This window comes from Gelidibacter sp. (assembly GCF_035515035.1).
Lineage (GTDB): Bacteria > Bacteroidota > Bacteroidia > Flavobacteriales > Flavobacteriaceae > Gelidibacter.
In genome coordinates, this window is record NZ_DATJCA010000144.1 from 12,935 (window position 1) to 29,758 (window position 16,824).

Genomic DNA, 16,824 nt, shown 5'->3' on the forward strand with positions numbered 1-16,824 from the left:
TAAACCTAGTTTTAAAGAAGCATGGCCTGAATCGTAAAATATGGATTATTATTTAACAAAACTCTAAATATCAACTCCTTCATTTTTTACATCATTATCTGTACCTTTGCAAACCTGTCTGTAAATCAGGCAGGATTGCTATGAATATGAGTAAATTTGAAGAAACAATTGAGGTTCAAGGCGCGCGCGTTCACAACCTTAAAAATATAGATGTGTCCATTCCCAGAGAGAAACTAGTCGTGATTACAGGCCTTTCGGGAAGTGGAAAATCATCATTGGCTTTTGATACCATTTATGCTGAAGGGCAACGGCGTTATATCGAAACATTCTCGGCTTATGCCCGTCAGTTTCTTGGCGGCTTGGAACGTCCTGATGTGGATAAGATTGATGGTCTTTCTCCGGTGATCGCCATAGAACAGAAAACAACAAGCAAATCGCCACGCTCCACTGTGGGCACCATTACTGAGATTTATGATTTTTTACGACTGTTATACGCTAGAGCGAGTGATGCTTATAGTTATAATACTGGCGAAAAAATGGTGAGCTATACCGATGAGCAGATCAAAAGCTTGATCAAGGAAACTTTTAATGGCAAACGCATCAATATTCTTGCTCCGGTGATCCGTTCAAGGAAAGGACATTACCGCGAATTGTTCGAGCAAATTGCGAAACAAGGCTTTGTAAAAGTACGTACCGATGGTGAAGTGAAAGACCTTGTTAAAGGCATGAAGTTGGACCGTTATAAAAACCATGATATCGAAATTGTTATCGACCGACTCAAAATTGACGATAGCGACGATAATGATAAACGCCTCACTGAAACCATTAATACCGCCATGTACCATGGAGACGATATTCTAATGGTTTTAGATCAGGATAGTAATGAAACACGGTATTTTAGCCGAAGCTTGATGTGTCCAACTTCGGGGATTTCCTACCCAAATCCTGAACCCAATAATTTCTCATTCAACTCGCCAAAAGGTGCGTGTCCAAAATGTAACGGCATAGGAAAACTTTATCAGGTCAATGAGAAAAAAATCATTCCTGACGATAAACTTTCCATCCAAGCCGGTGCACTTGCCCCCCATGGGCCATATAAAAACAGTTGGATCTTTAAACAGTTTGAAACCATTGCGCAACTGTTCAATTTTCAGTTGACTGATCCTTACAAAAGCATTCCTGAAGAGGCAAAAAAAATGATCTTGTACGGTGGTAGCGAGAAGTTTTCCTTAGAAAGTAAGGTTTTGGGTGTGACGCGGGAGTACAAAATTGACTTTGAAGGTGTCGCTAACTTTATAGAAAATCAATATGCTGCCGCAGAAACAACCTCCTTAAAACGTTGGGCAAAAGAATATATGGACAAGGTGGAGTGTGATGAATGTCATGGCTCTCGATTACGTCAAGAATCCCTTTATTTTAAAGTGAACGGGTTGAATATTGCGGATTTGGCAAATATGGACATTGTTGATTTAGCAGCATGGTTTTCTAATCTGCCATCCCAAATTTCTGAAAAGCAATTGTTGATTTCGGAAGAAATCATTAAAGAAATCAGAACCCGATTACAATTTTTATTGGATGTAGGCCTAGAATATCTGTCTCTCAATAGAAGTTCAAAATCCTTGTCTGGTGGTGAAGCACAACGGATCCGTTTGGCCACTCAAATTGGGTCCCAACTGGTGGGGGTACTTTATATTTTGGATGAGCCAAGTATTGGATTACACCAGCGTGACAATGAAAAATTGATCAGATCTTTATTAGCACTTCGTGATATTGGTAATTCTGTTATAGTTGTTGAGCACGATAAAGACATGATTGAAAGTGCGGATTATGTTATTGATATTGGTCCTAAAGCCGGTAAATATGGCGGAGAGATCATCAGTGTTGGAACGCCTGAGGAATTAAAAACCCATAATACTCTTACGGCCGACTATCTGAATGGCACCAAACAAATTGAGATACCGAAGCAACGTCGTGAAGGAAACGGTAAGTTTATTGAGCTGAAAGGATGTACGGGAAACAACTTGAAAAACATTTCGGTAAAGTTCCCCTTGGGTAAAATGATTGGTGTAACCGGTGTTTCCGGTAGTGGAAAATCAACTTTAATAAACGAAACCCTCTACCCTATCCTGAATGCCTATTATTTTAATGGCGTTAAAAAACCAATGCCCTACAAGAGCATCAAAGGTTTGGAACATATTGACAAAGTCATTGACATCAACCAATCGCCCATTGGACGTACACCAAGAAGCAATCCGGCAACCTATACGAAGACTTTTGACGAGGTCAGGAGTTTGTTTGCAAAAATCCCTGAGGCCATGATACGTGGTTATAAACCGGGACGTTTTAGCTTTAATGTAAAAGGTGGTCGCTGCGAAACCTGTCAAGGTGGAGGCCTTAGAGTTATTGAGATGAATTTTCTTCCAGATGTTTATGTGGAATGCGAAACCTGCCAGGGGAAACGATTTAATAGAGAAACTTTAGAGATTCGTTACAAAGGAAAATCCATTAGTGACGTGTTGGACATGACCATCAATGAAGCGGTTGATTTCTTTGAACATATTCCAAAAATCCATAAAAAACTACAAACCATCAAGGATGTGGGCTTGGGATATATTACTCTTGGACAACAAAGTACTACCTTGTCTGGAGGTGAGGCTCAGCGTATTAAATTGGCCACTGAATTGAGTAAACGTGATACGGGAAACACGTTTTATATTCTTGATGAACCCACTACCGGTTTGCATTTTGAAGACATACGGGTCCTGATGAATGTGTTGAACAAACTCGTTAACAAAGGCAACACCATTTTAATTATTGAACACAATATGGACGTCATCAAAACTGTGGACCATATTATTGATATTGGCTATGAAGGTGGCAAAGGTGGGGGCCAGGTAATTGTGGAAGGGACGCCAGAAGAAGTGGCCAAACACAAAACGAGCTATACGGCAAAATTCCTCAAAAAAGAGCTCGAAAGCTATCAAAACCAGTAGGATTCTCATCTGATTTTTAATTAGTTTTATGAAAAATGTTAAAGATTTATTCATAACAGCGCATAATTGCGTCAAAATCTTTAGTATATTAGTAAGATAACTTTAAAACTAACAATTATGAGAGGTATTCTTTGGCTTGTTGCCGTAATTTGTATTGTAGTGTGGCTTTTAGGATTTTTGGGTATTGTAGAGGGATTAGCTACTAACAATTTGATCCACATTCTATTGGTGATCGCCGTCATTGCTATTCTTTACAATATCATTGCCGGCCGTAAACCGCTCTAAACCAAATTTAGAATAGTTTCAAAAACATGACCTAACTAGAGGCAAATCCTACGATTTGTCTCTTTTTTTGTTTAAGTTATAAAGTGGTGACACTTTTAAAACAAAGTAAAGTGCGCGGTAACAGCAAATTTTACAAGGAAATATTTATATTGGAACTTTAGACCATCATTGGCATTTGGAAATTCATTTCAAACGGTTTTAATACCGATTGAATGGAACTTATTATGTTATTTTCCATTAAATTTGTCTGTTTTGGCGAGATGCGAGAAGGCAGAAGAATTACAAATGACACAGGCGATAGATAACAGATGACGGGAGGCAAATTAGACCTGCAGAATTGAAAAGGCTAAGGAGTACGTCACCGAAAACTTAGGACTGAGAACTGACAACTGAAAACTGACAACTGAAAACTGAAAACTAAGAATACAATCAATAAAAAATAGATCATACACATAATGAGATTAGAAAAACACAGTAAAGCTTGGAACGAAATAAAAACCAACGATTCTTGGGCCATTTTTAAAATTATGGGCGAGTTTGTCAATGGTTATGAGAAATTGAGTAAAATAGGACCTTGTGTTTCTATTTTTGGTTCAGCGCGTACCAAGCCAGATCATAAATACTATAAATTAGCAGAGGAAATAGCAAAAAAAATTGTGGAACATGGATACGGCGTCATTACTGGTGGTGGTCCTGGAATTATGGAAGCGGGAAATAAAGGCGCACATATTGCAGGCGGCACTTCGGTTGGATTGAACATTGATCTGCCTTTTGAACAACACGACAATCCGTATATAGACGCTGATAAAAGCTTGGATTTTGACTATTTTTTTGTGAGAAAGGTCATGTTCGTGAAGTACTCCCAAGGTTTTGTTGTGATGCCTGGGGGCTTTGGAACTTTAGACGAATTATTTGAAGCCATCACCCTCATCCAGACCAACAAAATTGAAGAATTCCCTATTATTTTAGTGGGAACGGAGTTTTGGCAAGGTCTTCTAGACTGGGTAAGATCTGCAGTTTTGGACTCTTTTAGTAATATTAGTGAGAAGGATTTAGATCTCGTCCATTTAGTAGATACACCTGATGAAGTATTGACTATTTTAGATAATTTTTATAAAGAATTTGAACTGAGTCCAAATTTCTAGCGAATGTAGTCACATCTATTTCTTAATCTTAATATCAACCTGAGTCCTTAATAAAATATATTATTGAGGATTCATTTGAGCAATATCATGGAGAAATACATCCTAAATTATGGACCACTACAACTTTCAAAGTTGGTTTTAAGTAGCATTAAACCTATAAACACTGATCTTTTGTTATATACCGCATCCTGATGTGTTGTTTTTTCTAACCAACTTACACGCCATCCTTTTATTACAAGATATTAAAACCTTTTAAAGTTGATCATACCCCATTGAAAAGACGTTTTCTTTTAAGTTTTATAGTGTTTTATTCGGCATTTATGTACGGTCAAAATAAGATTGACATTGATGCACGATTTAACATGCAACAAAAAAACGCAAAAATAACGCAAACACTTCGCTACCAAAATATCACAAATGATACGTTGGCTAAAATCTATCTCAACGACTGGAACAACAGTTTTTCCACAAAAAAAACACCTATAGCTAAAAGGTTTGCCGAAGAATATAGCACTAAATTCCACTTTGCGAAAAATGATATGCGTGGCTTTACAAACATCACTTCCTTAAAAGATAGCACAGGTCAAGAACTTAGTTACACAAGATTAAAACCACATCCGGATGTTTTAGAAGTAGAATTATCTGAACCTTTATTGCCAAATGCATTCTATCATATTGAACTGTCTTATAATTTACAATTCCCAGATGATACGTTTACCGATTATGGTGCAACTTCCAACAATGAACTCAATTTAAAATATTGGTACATTACCCCTGCTGTTTATGATGGACAATGGCAATATTACAGCAATAAAAACTTGAACGACCTTTATGTACCCAAAGCAGATATCCATCTGAAAGTAGAATTTCCAAAGAATTACGGTATTTATTCTGAGCTCACCATTCAAGATGTCAAACAAAATGATAGCACCCAGACGTTCTATTACTATGGAAAGGATCGTGTGGACAGCAAACTGTACATCAATAGATTCCCCAAATTCAACTTCGTACAAACAGATAACTTCACCATTATCACCAATTTGGAGGATGAAGGAATCATGCCGACTGATCGCGCCATCATCATCGATAAGATCACCCAGTTCATCACACAAAACCTAGGGAAATATCCTCATAATTATCTTTTGGTCACCGATATTGAATACAGTAAGGACCCACTTTATGGTTTAAACCAATTGCCAAAATTCCTTAATCCCTTTCCGGGAATTTTACAGTATGAACTCAAGCTTTTAAAAACGACCCTAAACAACTACCTTGATAATACGTTGCTCTTAAACCCTAGAGAAGACTATTGGCTCAAAGACGCGATCCAGATTTACTTTTTGATGAAATATGTTGAAGAAAACTACCCTGATCTTAAACTATTTGGGACTTTAGCAAATGTTTGGGGCCTTAGGTCTTTCCATGCCGCCGATGTTGATTTCAATGAACAGTACAATTTGTATTTCATGCAAATGGCACGTTCAAATCGAGATCAGGCTCTAACCTTACCCAAAGATCAATTGCTGAAATTCAATGCCAATATCGCAGGGAAATATAAAGCCGGCATCGGACTGAAATATTTAAATGATTTTGTCGATTCTGATATTGTTGAAAACACTATTTACGAATATCTCGAAAATTTCAGACTCAAACCGACAACGAGTGCCGATTTTGAAAACCTCTTAAAAAAGAATACGGACAAAGAGGTGGATTGGTTCTTTAACGATTATATCGGCACCAGAAAAAAAATTGATTTCAGGATTAAAAACGTTGTAAAATCTGAAGATTCAGTCACCTTTACCATTAAAAACAAACGAGAAAACAATGTTCCTGTATCTCTTTTCACCTTAAAAAATGACTCTGTCCTTTCAAAAACGTGGATTGAAAACATAAATGGAACCAAAACGTTGACCATCCCGCGCAATGATGCCACAAAATTAGTATTGAATTATGACAATACCATCCCTGAATACAATCTTAGGGACAATTGGAAATCATTAAAAGGTTGGTTTTTCAACAATAAACCCCTGCAATTCCGACTTTTTAAGGACATTGAAGACCCCAACTACAATCAGGTGTTTTTTATGCCCTTGGTGGAATACAACAATATTTATGACGGCTTCACTTTAGGTGCCAAGGTTTATAACAAAACCTTATTGATGAAAAACTTAAGTTATCAATTCACACCCAAATATGGCTTTAACTCAAACACCCTCACAGGGGGCGCCGTTGGTGTCTACACACAACATATTGAAGATCAAAATTTATTCCGTATTAATTATGGTTTGGGTGCCAGTTACGCCTCATTTGCGAAAGATGCCTTTGTAACAAAAATAAGCCCGAGCGTCTCTTTTTATTTTCGGGACAATGACAATTTCAGGTCGAATAAATCCAGTTATATAAATGTTAGGTATTTGGATATTTCAAGAAACGTTAAGGATAAATCGACAGTTGTAGTAAAAGACCCTGATTATAGTGTTTTCAATATACGATACATCAATGCCCACACTGATTTGATCGATTTCTCTAAATTTTACTATGACTTTCAGATTGCTAAAAAATTTGGTAAAATCGCCTTAAATTATGAATGGCGAAAATTGACCGAAAGCAATAGACAATTCAATTTCAGGTTTTTTGCAGGAACATTTCTCTATAACAATACCGATGAGAATTCAGACTACTTCAGCTTTGCGTTGGATAGACCGACAGATTATTTATTTGACTATAACTATTTAGGACGTTCGGAATCTTCAGGGATTTTCAGTCAACAGATCATCATTGCCGAAGGAGGTTTCAAATCTAAATTAGAAACCCCTTTTGCCAACCAATGGATGACCACCGCTAATATGAGCACCACAATATGGCGCTTTATTGAGGCTTATGGTGATATTGGATTGGTAAAAAACAAGTCAATCAATCCAAAATTCGTTTATGACTCCGGAATCAAACTGGATTTGGTCACCGATTATTTTGAGCTCTATTTCCCGATATATTCAAGTTTAGGCTGGGAAGTTGATGAACCCAACTACAGCCAGCGCATCCGAATTAAATTTACCGTAGACCCGGAGGTGCTGTTAGGGCTTTTTAGACGGAAGTGGTATTAGGAGAAATGAACTTGCCTGCCCGTCCGAAGCATTTTGTGAAGGTGGGAAGTCGAAATTAAAATTGAATGATTTGCCTGCAGCTAGTCTATTTCGTGACATAACTGGTACAAGGATATGAAAAACAAAAAAATATTCGTGTACCCGTCTGAATGTACGACAGGTTCGGGGCTAAAACATTTATAGAAACTAAAGTAGTTTCAATGAAAGTGAATGGTTTTTATCTTTAACTAGATAATAAAGTATTTTGAAGTTTAATCTTGAACTCCGAACTTTAAACTCTGTACTTATTAATATCGGTTATATATTTACCAACTGACCTTATCGTCAAAACTTATTGAAAATTCATAAGTTTGTGACATCAGCTAAATCCTAAGTTAAACTTGAATATAAAAATATCGAAACCAAATTCGAAATATCTGACAACAGACAACAGACAACACACAACAGACAACAGACAACAGACAACACCTCACAAATTATAGACCACAAATATTTAACAAACACACCAATGACTAAATCCATTTTCTTCAGCCTCCTTTTTTCTTTTCTTTTCATCAATCTTCACGCACAACAAAGTGAACTTTCAGTAGAAAAAATAATGCAAGATCCCAAATGGATGGGAACATTTCCTTCCAACGTCAAATGGGATCAAAATAGCACGGGCATTTATTTTAATTACAACAAAGATGCTGATCCTTCAGATTCTTTATATCGCGTGCGATTGGCAAATCCAAAAAAGATTGAAAAAGTAAGTTGGACGGAAGAAAAAGAAATTGATTTTGCAAAAGGCACCTATAATAAATCAAAAACTAAAAAGATTTATTCTAAGGCCAATACCTTGGTCATTTTGGATATCAAATCAGGAAAGGAAACGGAGTTGCTACAATTCCCTAAAAACATCGGCAGCCCAAATTTCTTGGCCAATGAAGACTGGATTGCTTTTGAAGCCGATAATAATGCCTATATCTATTCACAGGAAAGCGGCATCCTAAAAAAACTGACCCAAATACAATCGGGAGAAGAGTCCAAAAAGAAAGATCCAAAATCATCGGACAAAGCCACATATCTGGAAGCAGAAAATCTTAAATTATTAAGCGTCGTAAAAGAACGTGAAGATAAAAAAGAAACATCAAAAAACATAAAGGAAGCACGAAAGGAAAAAGAAACTTATACGTATTATACCGGCGATAACCAAGTGAACAATCTGCGCGTATCGCCAGATGCCAAATACGTGACTTTTATGCTATTCCAACGCGGAAAAAGTGATGCTACCATCGTACCAAATTATATTGATGCTTCTAGTTATACAAAAAACTTGAACACACGCTCCAAAGTTGGGGATGACGAAACCAAAGTGGAGTTGGCCATTTATAATATTGAAAAAGATACCGTTTACAAGGTTCAAACGAATAGTTTACCGGGAATTACAGATTTACCGGACTATGTCAAAGATTATCCTGATAAGGAATGGGAAGCAAAAGAGCGAGAAGTTATTACCTCACAAGCCTATTTTTCTGATAATGGCCAATACGCTATTGTTAACGTTCGCTCTAAAGACAACAAAGACCGTTGGATTGCCAAATTAGATTTATCAACTGGAGAGTTGTCCATTTTAGATAGACAACGTGACGAAGCGTGGATTGCCGGACCGGGCATAGGTTGGTCAATGGGCGGTGGCACCATGGGTTGGTTACCCGATAATAAACATATTTATTTTCAATCTGAAGCTACGGGCTATTCCCATTTATATCTTTTGGACGTCACCAATGGTAATAAAAAAGCTTTGACTTCTGGAGATTTTGAAGTTTTTGATCCCTTTATTTCCAACGACCAAAAAAATTGGTACTTAACCACCTCTGAAATTGGTCCAGGCGAAAGACATTTTTATAAAATGCCGTTAATGGGTGGTAAAATGGAGCAATTGACCTCTATGACAGGTAATAATGATGTGACACTTTCTCCAGATGAAAAACACCTGGCCATTTTACATTCTTACAGCAACCAACCTTGGGAACTTTACTATAAAAAGAATACGGCTAAGGCTGAAGCAGTTCAGTTGACTTCAGGACAATCCGATGTCTTTAAATCCTATAATTGGAGAGATCCACAGCTCATCACATTTAAAGCTCAAGATGGCGCACAAGTGCCTGCAAGACTATATGTACCTGAAGCATCAGTTAAGAATAATGCAGCCGTTATTTTCGTCCATGGCGCGGGCTATCTACAGAACGTCCATAAATGGTGGTCTTCTTACTTTAGAGAATATATGTTCCATAATTTGTTGACAGATTTAGGGTATACCGTTATTGATATTGATTACCGAGGAAGCGCCGGTTACGGAAGAGATTGGCGCACAGGGATTTACCGACATATGGGCGGAAAGGATCTTTCTGACCAAGTGGATGGTGCTCATTTTTTAGTGGAGAATTATGGCATTGATAAAGATAAGATCGGTATTTACGGCGGAAGTTACGGCGGATTCATCACCTTAATGGCATTGTTTAATGAAGCGGACACATTTACATCCGGTGCTGCATTACGATCAGTTACCGATTGGGCACACTATAATCATGGCTACACTTCAAATATTTTAAATGAACCATTTAATGACCCTATCGCTTATGAACGTTCCTCTCCTATTTATTTTGCCAAAGGTTTAAAGGGCAATTTGCTCATCGCCCATGGGATGGTGGATGTGAATGTACATTTTCAGGACGTGGTGAGATTATCACAGCGTTTAATTGAATTGGGCAAGGACAATTGGGAAATGGCTGTTTATCCTGCAGAAGATCACGGTTTTATTGAACCAAGCAGCTGGACGGATGAATATAAACGGATTTTGAAATTGTTTAATTCTACTCTAGTGGAAGATAAAAAAGATTAACAACTTAATTATCAGGTTTTGACATCCAGACTTTTAACGCCTGTAATAGTCCTATAGAAATATTAATAAGAGTGGTGAAATCGGATTTGAATTGCAAAACCTATCCATTTTGACTACTTTTGCAATATCTAAAAAGCACTTTATGCAAACGACGCCACAAACAACAAAAGACATTTCCTTCGAAGAATTTCAATCAGAAATCCTCAAAGACTATAAGATAGCGATGACTAGCAGGGAGTGTAGCCTGCTGGGCCGAAGAGAAGTTTTAACTGGAAAGGCGAAATTTGGAATTTTCGGCGACGGCAAGGAGGTCCCGCAATTAGCCTGGGCCAAAGTGTTTCAAAACGGCGATTTCCGTTCTGGATATTACCGTGACCAAACTTTTATGATGGCTATTGGTGCTTTAAACATCCAACAGTTTTTTGCCGGACTTTATGGCGATCCAAATATTGACCACGATCCCATGTCGGCAGGACGCCAAATGGGCGGCCATTTTGGCACCCATAGTTTGGATGAAAAAGGTGATTGGAAAAATTTGTTAGAACAAAAAAACTCAAGTGCCGACATCTCTCCTACTGCTGGACAAATGCCTCGTCTTTTGGGATTGGCGCAAGCTTCAAAAATATATAGAAATGTTAAAGGTATCCACAGCCCAAAATTTTCCAATAATGGCAATGAAGTGGCCTGGGGAACTATAGGAAACGCAAGTACCAGTGAAGGCTTGTTTTTTGAAACCATAAATGCTGCAGGTGTGTTGCAAGTGCCTATGGTAATCAGTGTATGGGATGACGAATATGGCATTTCAGTACATGCCAAACATCAAACTACAAAAGAAAGTATCTCTGAAATTTTAAAAGGGTTCCAACGTGACAATAAACACAAAGGTTATGAAATTTTAAAAGTCAAAGGTTGGGATTATGTAGCATTGGTAGAAACCTATCAACATGCCTCAAAAATAGCCAGAGAAGAACATGTGCCTGTTTTGATTCATGTTGTAGAATTGACCCAACCTCAAGGCCATTCCACTTCTGGTTCTCATGAGCGTTACAAGAGCAAAGAACGTTTAGATTGGGAAATGGAAAATGATTGTATCCGTAAAATGCGCGAATGGATCATTACCAGTAGTATTTCCACAGAACTGGAGTTGGATACCATTGACAAAAATATTAAGAAACAAGTTAGAGAAGGTAAAAAACTAGCTTGGGAAGCTTATCAGAATCCTATAAAAGAAGAGCAACAAGTAGCTATCCAGCTGATTACAAATTTAGCGAATTCAAGTATCAATAAGGTTTTTATAGAACGTGTAATCACTGAGCTGTCCAATGTATCAGATCCTATTAGAAAAGACATTGCGTCCGCTGTCCGACGGTCATTGCGTTATGTGATTTCTGAAAACTCCAATGAAAAACAAATTCTAAACGAATGGATTGATGCGTATTTAAAAAAAATTCAGCCCAAATACAGCTCACATTTATACAGTCAATCTAAAAAATCGGCACTATACATAAAAGAAGTCTTACCAACGTATGATACATCTGCAGAAGATGTGGATGGCAGATTGGTACTCCGTGATAATTTTGATGTACTATTTAAAAAATATCCACAAGTTTTGATATTTGGTGAAGATGCCGGAAAAATTGGTGATGTCAATCAAGGCTTGGAAGGTTTACAGGAAAAATATGGCGAGTTTAGGGTCGCTGACGTCGGTATCCGGGAGGCCACCATTATGGGTCAAGGCATTGGGATGGCGATGCGCGGATTACGCCCGATTGCTGAAATCCAATATTTAGATTATATCCTGTATGCGCTTCAAATTATGAGTGATGATCTGGCTACCTTACACTATAGAACCCAAGGCAAACAAAAAGCACCCGTAATTGTTAGGACAAGAGGCCATAGACTGGAAGGTATTTGGCATTCCGGATCGCAATTGGGCGGTGTTTTAAATTTGATAAGAGGGATGCACGTTTTAGTGCCGCGAAATATGACTAAAGCTGCAGGTTTTTACAATACACTTTTAGAATGTGATGAACCGGCATTGGTAGTAGAATGCTTAAATGGTTACCGACTTAAAGAGAAACTTCCCACCAATTTAGGAGAGTTCAAAACGCCTTTAGGAGTTGTGGAAACGCTTAAAACCGGTAGCGATATCACCTTAGTTTCCTATGGCTCAACTTTACGATTGGTCCAACAGGCAGCCAAAGAATTATTGGAGGTCGGGATAGATGCTGAAGTGATAGATGTACAATCCTTATTGCCTTTTGATTTGAATCATGATATTGTCAAAAGTGTCGCCAAAACCAACCGACTAATGGTGATCGATGAAGATGTTCCAGGTGGTGCCTCAGCCTATCTCCTCAACGCGATTTTGGGGGAACAAAACGCCTATCAATTTTTAGATAGCCAGCCAAAAACATTGACTGCTCGCGCACATAGACCTGCGTACGGAACAGACGGCGATTATTTTTCAAAACCTTCAATCGAAGATATTTTTGAAAGCGTGTATGACTTGATGCACGAAGGAAATCCTAATGATTATCCAAAGTTGAGATAATTTTTATAGCGTCTTGTTTTTTTGAAATTGAATTCTTTATTTTATTCCCACTTAATATCCTAATTTAATAACCTTTGTAAATGAAAAATAAATTTAATGATTTGGCGCTTGCTATTTTAAGAGTAGGCTTCTCAGGAATGCTATTGACCCATGGCATTCCTAAAATTAATATTCTACTTGAAAATCCCGGTGGTTTTTCTGATCCTTTAGGCGTAGGCAATACGGTATCGCTCATTTTAGCTCTTATAGGAGAAGTTGTAGCGCCAATTTTTATTATTCTGGGTTTTAAAACCAGAATTGCGGCTATTCCGACCATTGGTACGATGGGCGTTGCCGCTTTTATTGTACATGCCCAAGACAGTTTTGGAACTAAAGAAAAAGCATTGTTATATCTGATTGGATTTATCGTTATCGCATTGCTTGGGGCTGGAAAATATTCAGTTGACAAAAAATAATAATTTTAAATGAAAGCAGTTTCGGTTGTTACCATAAAGAAAGAATTAAAACATCGTTCTTCAGAAGAATTGCTGGAACTTTGTTTGCGTCTTTCAAAATTCAAAAAGGAAAACAAGGAGCTGCTTACCTATTTATTATTTGAATCGCATGACGAAGCGGGATATATCGAAAGCGTAAAAGCTGAAATTGATGAACAATTTAAAACCATCAACACCAACAGTTATTTTTATATTAAGAAAAGTGTTCGAAAAATTCTGAGAAACATTAAAAAATATGCCAGGTACTCCCTAAAAAAAGAAACTGAAGTGGAATTATTGATTCACTTTTGCACAGTTCTTAAAGACTTCGAGCCTTCCATATTTAAAAACGTCACCCTCAACAATATATATGACCGTCAGATTGTAGCCATAAAGAAAATAGTTAGCAACCTGCATGAAGACTTACAGTATGATTATAATTTGTTATTGGAGGAATTGGAAGAGTTCAGGGACAATTCAAAAGTGTTCAAACTCTAAACAATTTCTTAAATAAGTCGGATATTCTTCCAGTGGAGCATTAAAGAAATATTCCACCTTCATTAAATTAATTAACTCCATGTATATAAAAATTTTAGTCGTAGTGGTTCTTCTTGTCCAAGTCCCGAATATTGGTTTTTCCCAGACAAAGGCCACCGTAAATACGAATGCTGCACACGTCATTTCAAAACAAAAGTCAGGACAGGATCAAATTAATTATGTCGATTCCACTTACGGCTACAGCGTGATAATACCAAAATGGTGGGATATTAAAGAAACACCAAGTCCTAATTTTTTTGGCGGTACATTTCCTATAATCGAGAAATCAGAAAGTGCCCTTTTATTTAAGTCCTTCGAAAAGGAAAAATTTAAAACCCTCCAAAACTTTGAAAATTGGGTCATAGTTGGGTACCGATCTGGAGACACTCCAAAATGGTCAAATGACCATAAAATCCTATTTAAAAAAGACCTTCCTGAATTCAAAAGCATTGGTAAAGCGTACAAGGTCCAACTAAAGTCAGAGGATACCTTTTACAACTCCTGCTACATCATTGTTGAAACTTCCAAAGCGTTTTTATGGATTGATTTAACAGCAACTCGGGAAACTTATGATGCCAATTTTAAAAAACTTGAAAAAATAATGGCACAATTTAATTCATTTTAAACCTCATAAAAAAACGTCAAACATAATTTTCAATGTCTGACGTTTTTCATTTTAACTAAGAATTGCTTCCAATTAATTATTCCTTAGTGCATGGATCAATTCTTCTTTATCCATTTTACTTCGACCTTTAATGCCAATATCTTTGGCTTTTTCATAAAGCGCACTTCGCGTGCGGTCTTCATAACGTTCGGCCTTTCCTCCCTTTTTACCAGGATCCTTGGTATTGGCTATTCTGGCCGCTTTTTGTTTGCTGTAACCTTCATCTCTTAAGGCTTCATAGCGCGCATCATTTTTTATACTTGGACCATGCTCTTTTTGTTTCTCCATAATTCGTTTATTTTGAGTTTTCAAGCACTTCACTTATGCCTCTACATATTATGCCACTTGTTCTTTATGCTTTCCTTCATGAATTTCTTCAACTAATTTTGAGTTAAAGGCAGGTAAATCTTTAGGAGTTCTACTGGTTACCAACCCTTGGTCAACGACAACTTCTTCATCCACCCAATTGGCGCCGGCATTGATCATATCGGTTTTGATGGAGCTATAAGAGGTGATTTTCCGACCTTTCAACACATCAGCTTCTGCCAATAACCAAGGTCCGTGACAAATGGCGCCTACTGGTTTATGATTTTCGAAAAATGACTTTATAAAAGATACCGCTTTAGAATTTTTTCTTAAAGTGTCAGGATTGATCAGACCGCCTGGTAGCATCAAAGCACTATAATCTGTTTGGCTCACTTCGTCCAAAGTTTTATCAACCGTATAATCTGAACCCCAATTGCCATCCGTCCAAGATTTTATTGTTCCTGATTTTTCTGAAACAATATGGACTTCAGCCCCCGCTTTTTCCAACGCGGCTTTTGGATCTCTCAATTCACTTTCTTCAAATCCGTTGGTCGCTAAAATTGCGACTCTCTTATTTTTTAGGTTTTTCATAATTTTTATGTTTTTAAAATTACTATTCGACATGTTATAACTTAACAAAAAAATAGCGTACATAAAAATCACAGCGAGGCTTTAACCTAAGCTTAGCACAAGATGTTAACGTTTCATAAAATAGGAAATCAAATTGAAGTCGAAATTTAAATTAAAGTTGAAGTTAAATAACAAACTATCTTAAATAGACTCTACTAAAAAAAATATAGTGCTCATCCTCTAAGGAAATACCAGAATTTGAAAGTTGGAATTTGAAAGTTTTAATTAGTTCATAATCCGCACCAAAAGCTCTTTTAACAAATCGCCTTGAGGCACGGAATTAGAGCCAACACCTTTACTCTTTACGTCAAATTCACGTAAAGTAGCAATGATACTGCTCACTTTTCTCATCGGAAAATTTCTTGAGGCCGTAATATATTCGTTCACAAAATAAGGGTTGATTTTTAATGCAGAAGCGACATTTCTAGGCGATTTATCATTCATTCCATGTAAGTACAGCAATTGTGAAAAGAAATTAAATAACAAAGAAACCGTAACCACCATGGGATTGTCTTTAGGATTTTCGGCAAAGTAAATTACGATCTGATGGGCCTTTTTAAGATCGCCCTCCCCAATCGCCTTTCGCAATTCAAAGTTGTTAAAATCTTTGCTGATTCCAATGTTCTCTTCTATATGTTCTGGGGATATTTGCGTACCCTTTGGTAATACAATCTGTAGTTTATCCAACTCATTATTGATCTTACTCAAATCCGTGCCTAAAAACTCCACCAACATTTGCGACGCTTTTGGGGCAATGGTATAGTCTTTAGGAGCCAACACCCGTCTAATCCAATCGGCAACCTGGTTTTCATAAAGTTTTTTGCTTTCATAAACCACTCCCATTTTATTGATGGTTTTGTAAAGTGATTTCCGCTTGTCAATCGTCTTGTACTTATAGTTCATCACCAAGATGGTGGAAGGCTGAGGGGTCTTAGCATAGTCAACTAACTTTTCAATAGTTCGTGATAAATCTTGAGCTTCCTTAACAATGATTACCTGATATTCCGCCATCATTGGAAACCGCTTGGCATTTCCTACGATATCATCTATGGACACATCACGTCCATAAAGCACCATCTGGTTGAAACCGCGCTCTTCCTCGGTAAGAACATTATCTTGAATAAAATCTGAAATCTTATCGATATAATAGGGCTCTTCGCCCATTAAGAAATAAATGGGCTTCAACTTTCTACTCTTAATATCGGCAGCTATCTGTTTAACTTCGTCCAAACTTTATAAATTTTGAAAT

The 16,824-nt window shown here is 37.3% G+C and carries 12 protein-coding genes; 9 read left to right on the forward strand and 3 right to left on the reverse strand.

Annotated features, from left to right (window positions below):
* The first annotated feature begins 146 nt into the window (after window positions 1–146).
* From uvrA to VLZ86_RS11565, 9 genes are all read left to right on the forward strand, one after another.
* Window positions 147–2,993, forward strand: a complete 2,847-nt coding sequence (gene uvrA, locus VLZ86_RS11525; protein WP_325451456.1) for an excinuclease ABC subunit UvrA — start codon at window positions 147–149, stop codon at window positions 2,991–2,993.
* A gap of 117 nt (window positions 2,994–3,110) precedes the next feature.
* Complete coding sequence (locus tag VLZ86_RS11530; protein WP_325451458.1) at window positions 3,111–3,278, forward strand: lmo0937 family membrane protein; 168 nt, start codon at window positions 3,111–3,113, stop codon at window positions 3,276–3,278.
* Between the two features lie 455 nt (window positions 3,279–3,733).
* Window positions 3,734–4,423, forward strand: a complete 690-nt coding sequence (locus VLZ86_RS11535) for a TIGR00730 family Rossman fold protein (protein WP_325451460.1) — start codon at window positions 3,734–3,736, stop codon at window positions 4,421–4,423.
* A gap of 362 nt (window positions 4,424–4,785) precedes the next feature.
* Window positions 4,786–7,527 carry a metalloprotease gene (locus VLZ86_RS11540; protein ID WP_325451462.1) on the forward strand — a complete coding sequence of 914 codons (2,742 nt, stop codon included), beginning with the start codon at window positions 4,786–4,788 and terminating at the stop codon, window positions 7,525–7,527.
* Window positions 7,528–8,035: 508 nt separating this feature from the next.
* Complete coding sequence (locus VLZ86_RS11545) at window positions 8,036–10,411, forward strand: S9 family peptidase (protein ID WP_325451464.1); 2,376 nt, start codon at window positions 8,036–8,038, stop codon at window positions 10,409–10,411.
* A gap of 142 nt (window positions 10,412–10,553) precedes the next feature.
* Window positions 10,554–12,965 (forward strand): alpha-ketoacid dehydrogenase subunit alpha/beta, encoded by a 2,412-nt coding sequence (locus VLZ86_RS11550; protein WP_325451465.1) that lies wholly within the window; start codon window positions 10,554–10,556, stop codon window positions 12,963–12,965.
* 80 nt (window positions 12,966–13,045) lie between these two features.
* Entirely contained in the window at window positions 13,046–13,420 is a 375-nt protein-coding gene (locus tag VLZ86_RS11555; RefSeq protein ID WP_325451467.1) for a DoxX family protein, read from the forward strand.
* Window positions 13,421–13,429: 9 nt separating this feature from the next.
* A complete protein-coding gene (locus tag VLZ86_RS11560; protein WP_325451469.1) occupies window positions 13,430–13,936 on the forward strand; it encodes a hypothetical protein in 507 nt (168 codons plus the stop codon).
* 79 nt (window positions 13,937–14,015) lie between these two features.
* On the forward strand, window positions 14,016–14,600 hold the full coding sequence (locus tag VLZ86_RS11565) for a hypothetical protein (RefSeq protein WP_325451471.1): 585 nt from the start codon (window positions 14,016–14,018) through the stop codon (window positions 14,598–14,600).
* A gap of 72 nt (window positions 14,601–14,672) precedes the next feature.
* On the opposite strand, the gene VLZ86_RS11570 is transcribed toward VLZ86_RS11565, so the two are convergent.
* The 3 genes from VLZ86_RS11570 to holA all read right to left on the reverse strand — a co-directional run bounded on the left by VLZ86_RS11570 (window position 14,673) and on the right by holA (window position 16,805).
* Window positions 14,673–14,927: a DUF7218 family protein gene (locus tag VLZ86_RS11570; RefSeq protein WP_325451473.1), complete on the reverse strand. Its 255-nt coding sequence runs from the start codon at window positions 14,925–14,927 to the stop codon at window positions 14,673–14,675.
* A 48-nt stretch (window positions 14,928–14,975) separates the two neighbouring features.
* A complete protein-coding gene (locus VLZ86_RS11575; protein ID WP_325451475.1) occupies window positions 14,976–15,536 on the reverse strand; it encodes a type 1 glutamine amidotransferase domain-containing protein in 561 nt (186 codons plus the stop codon).
* Window positions 15,537–15,800: 264 nt separating this feature from the next.
* Window positions 15,801–16,805 carry a DNA polymerase III subunit delta gene (gene holA, locus VLZ86_RS11580; RefSeq protein ID WP_325451477.1) on the reverse strand — a complete coding sequence of 335 codons (1,005 nt, stop codon included), beginning with the start codon at window positions 16,803–16,805 and terminating at the stop codon, window positions 15,801–15,803.
* Window positions 16,806–16,824: the final 19 nt, after the last annotated feature.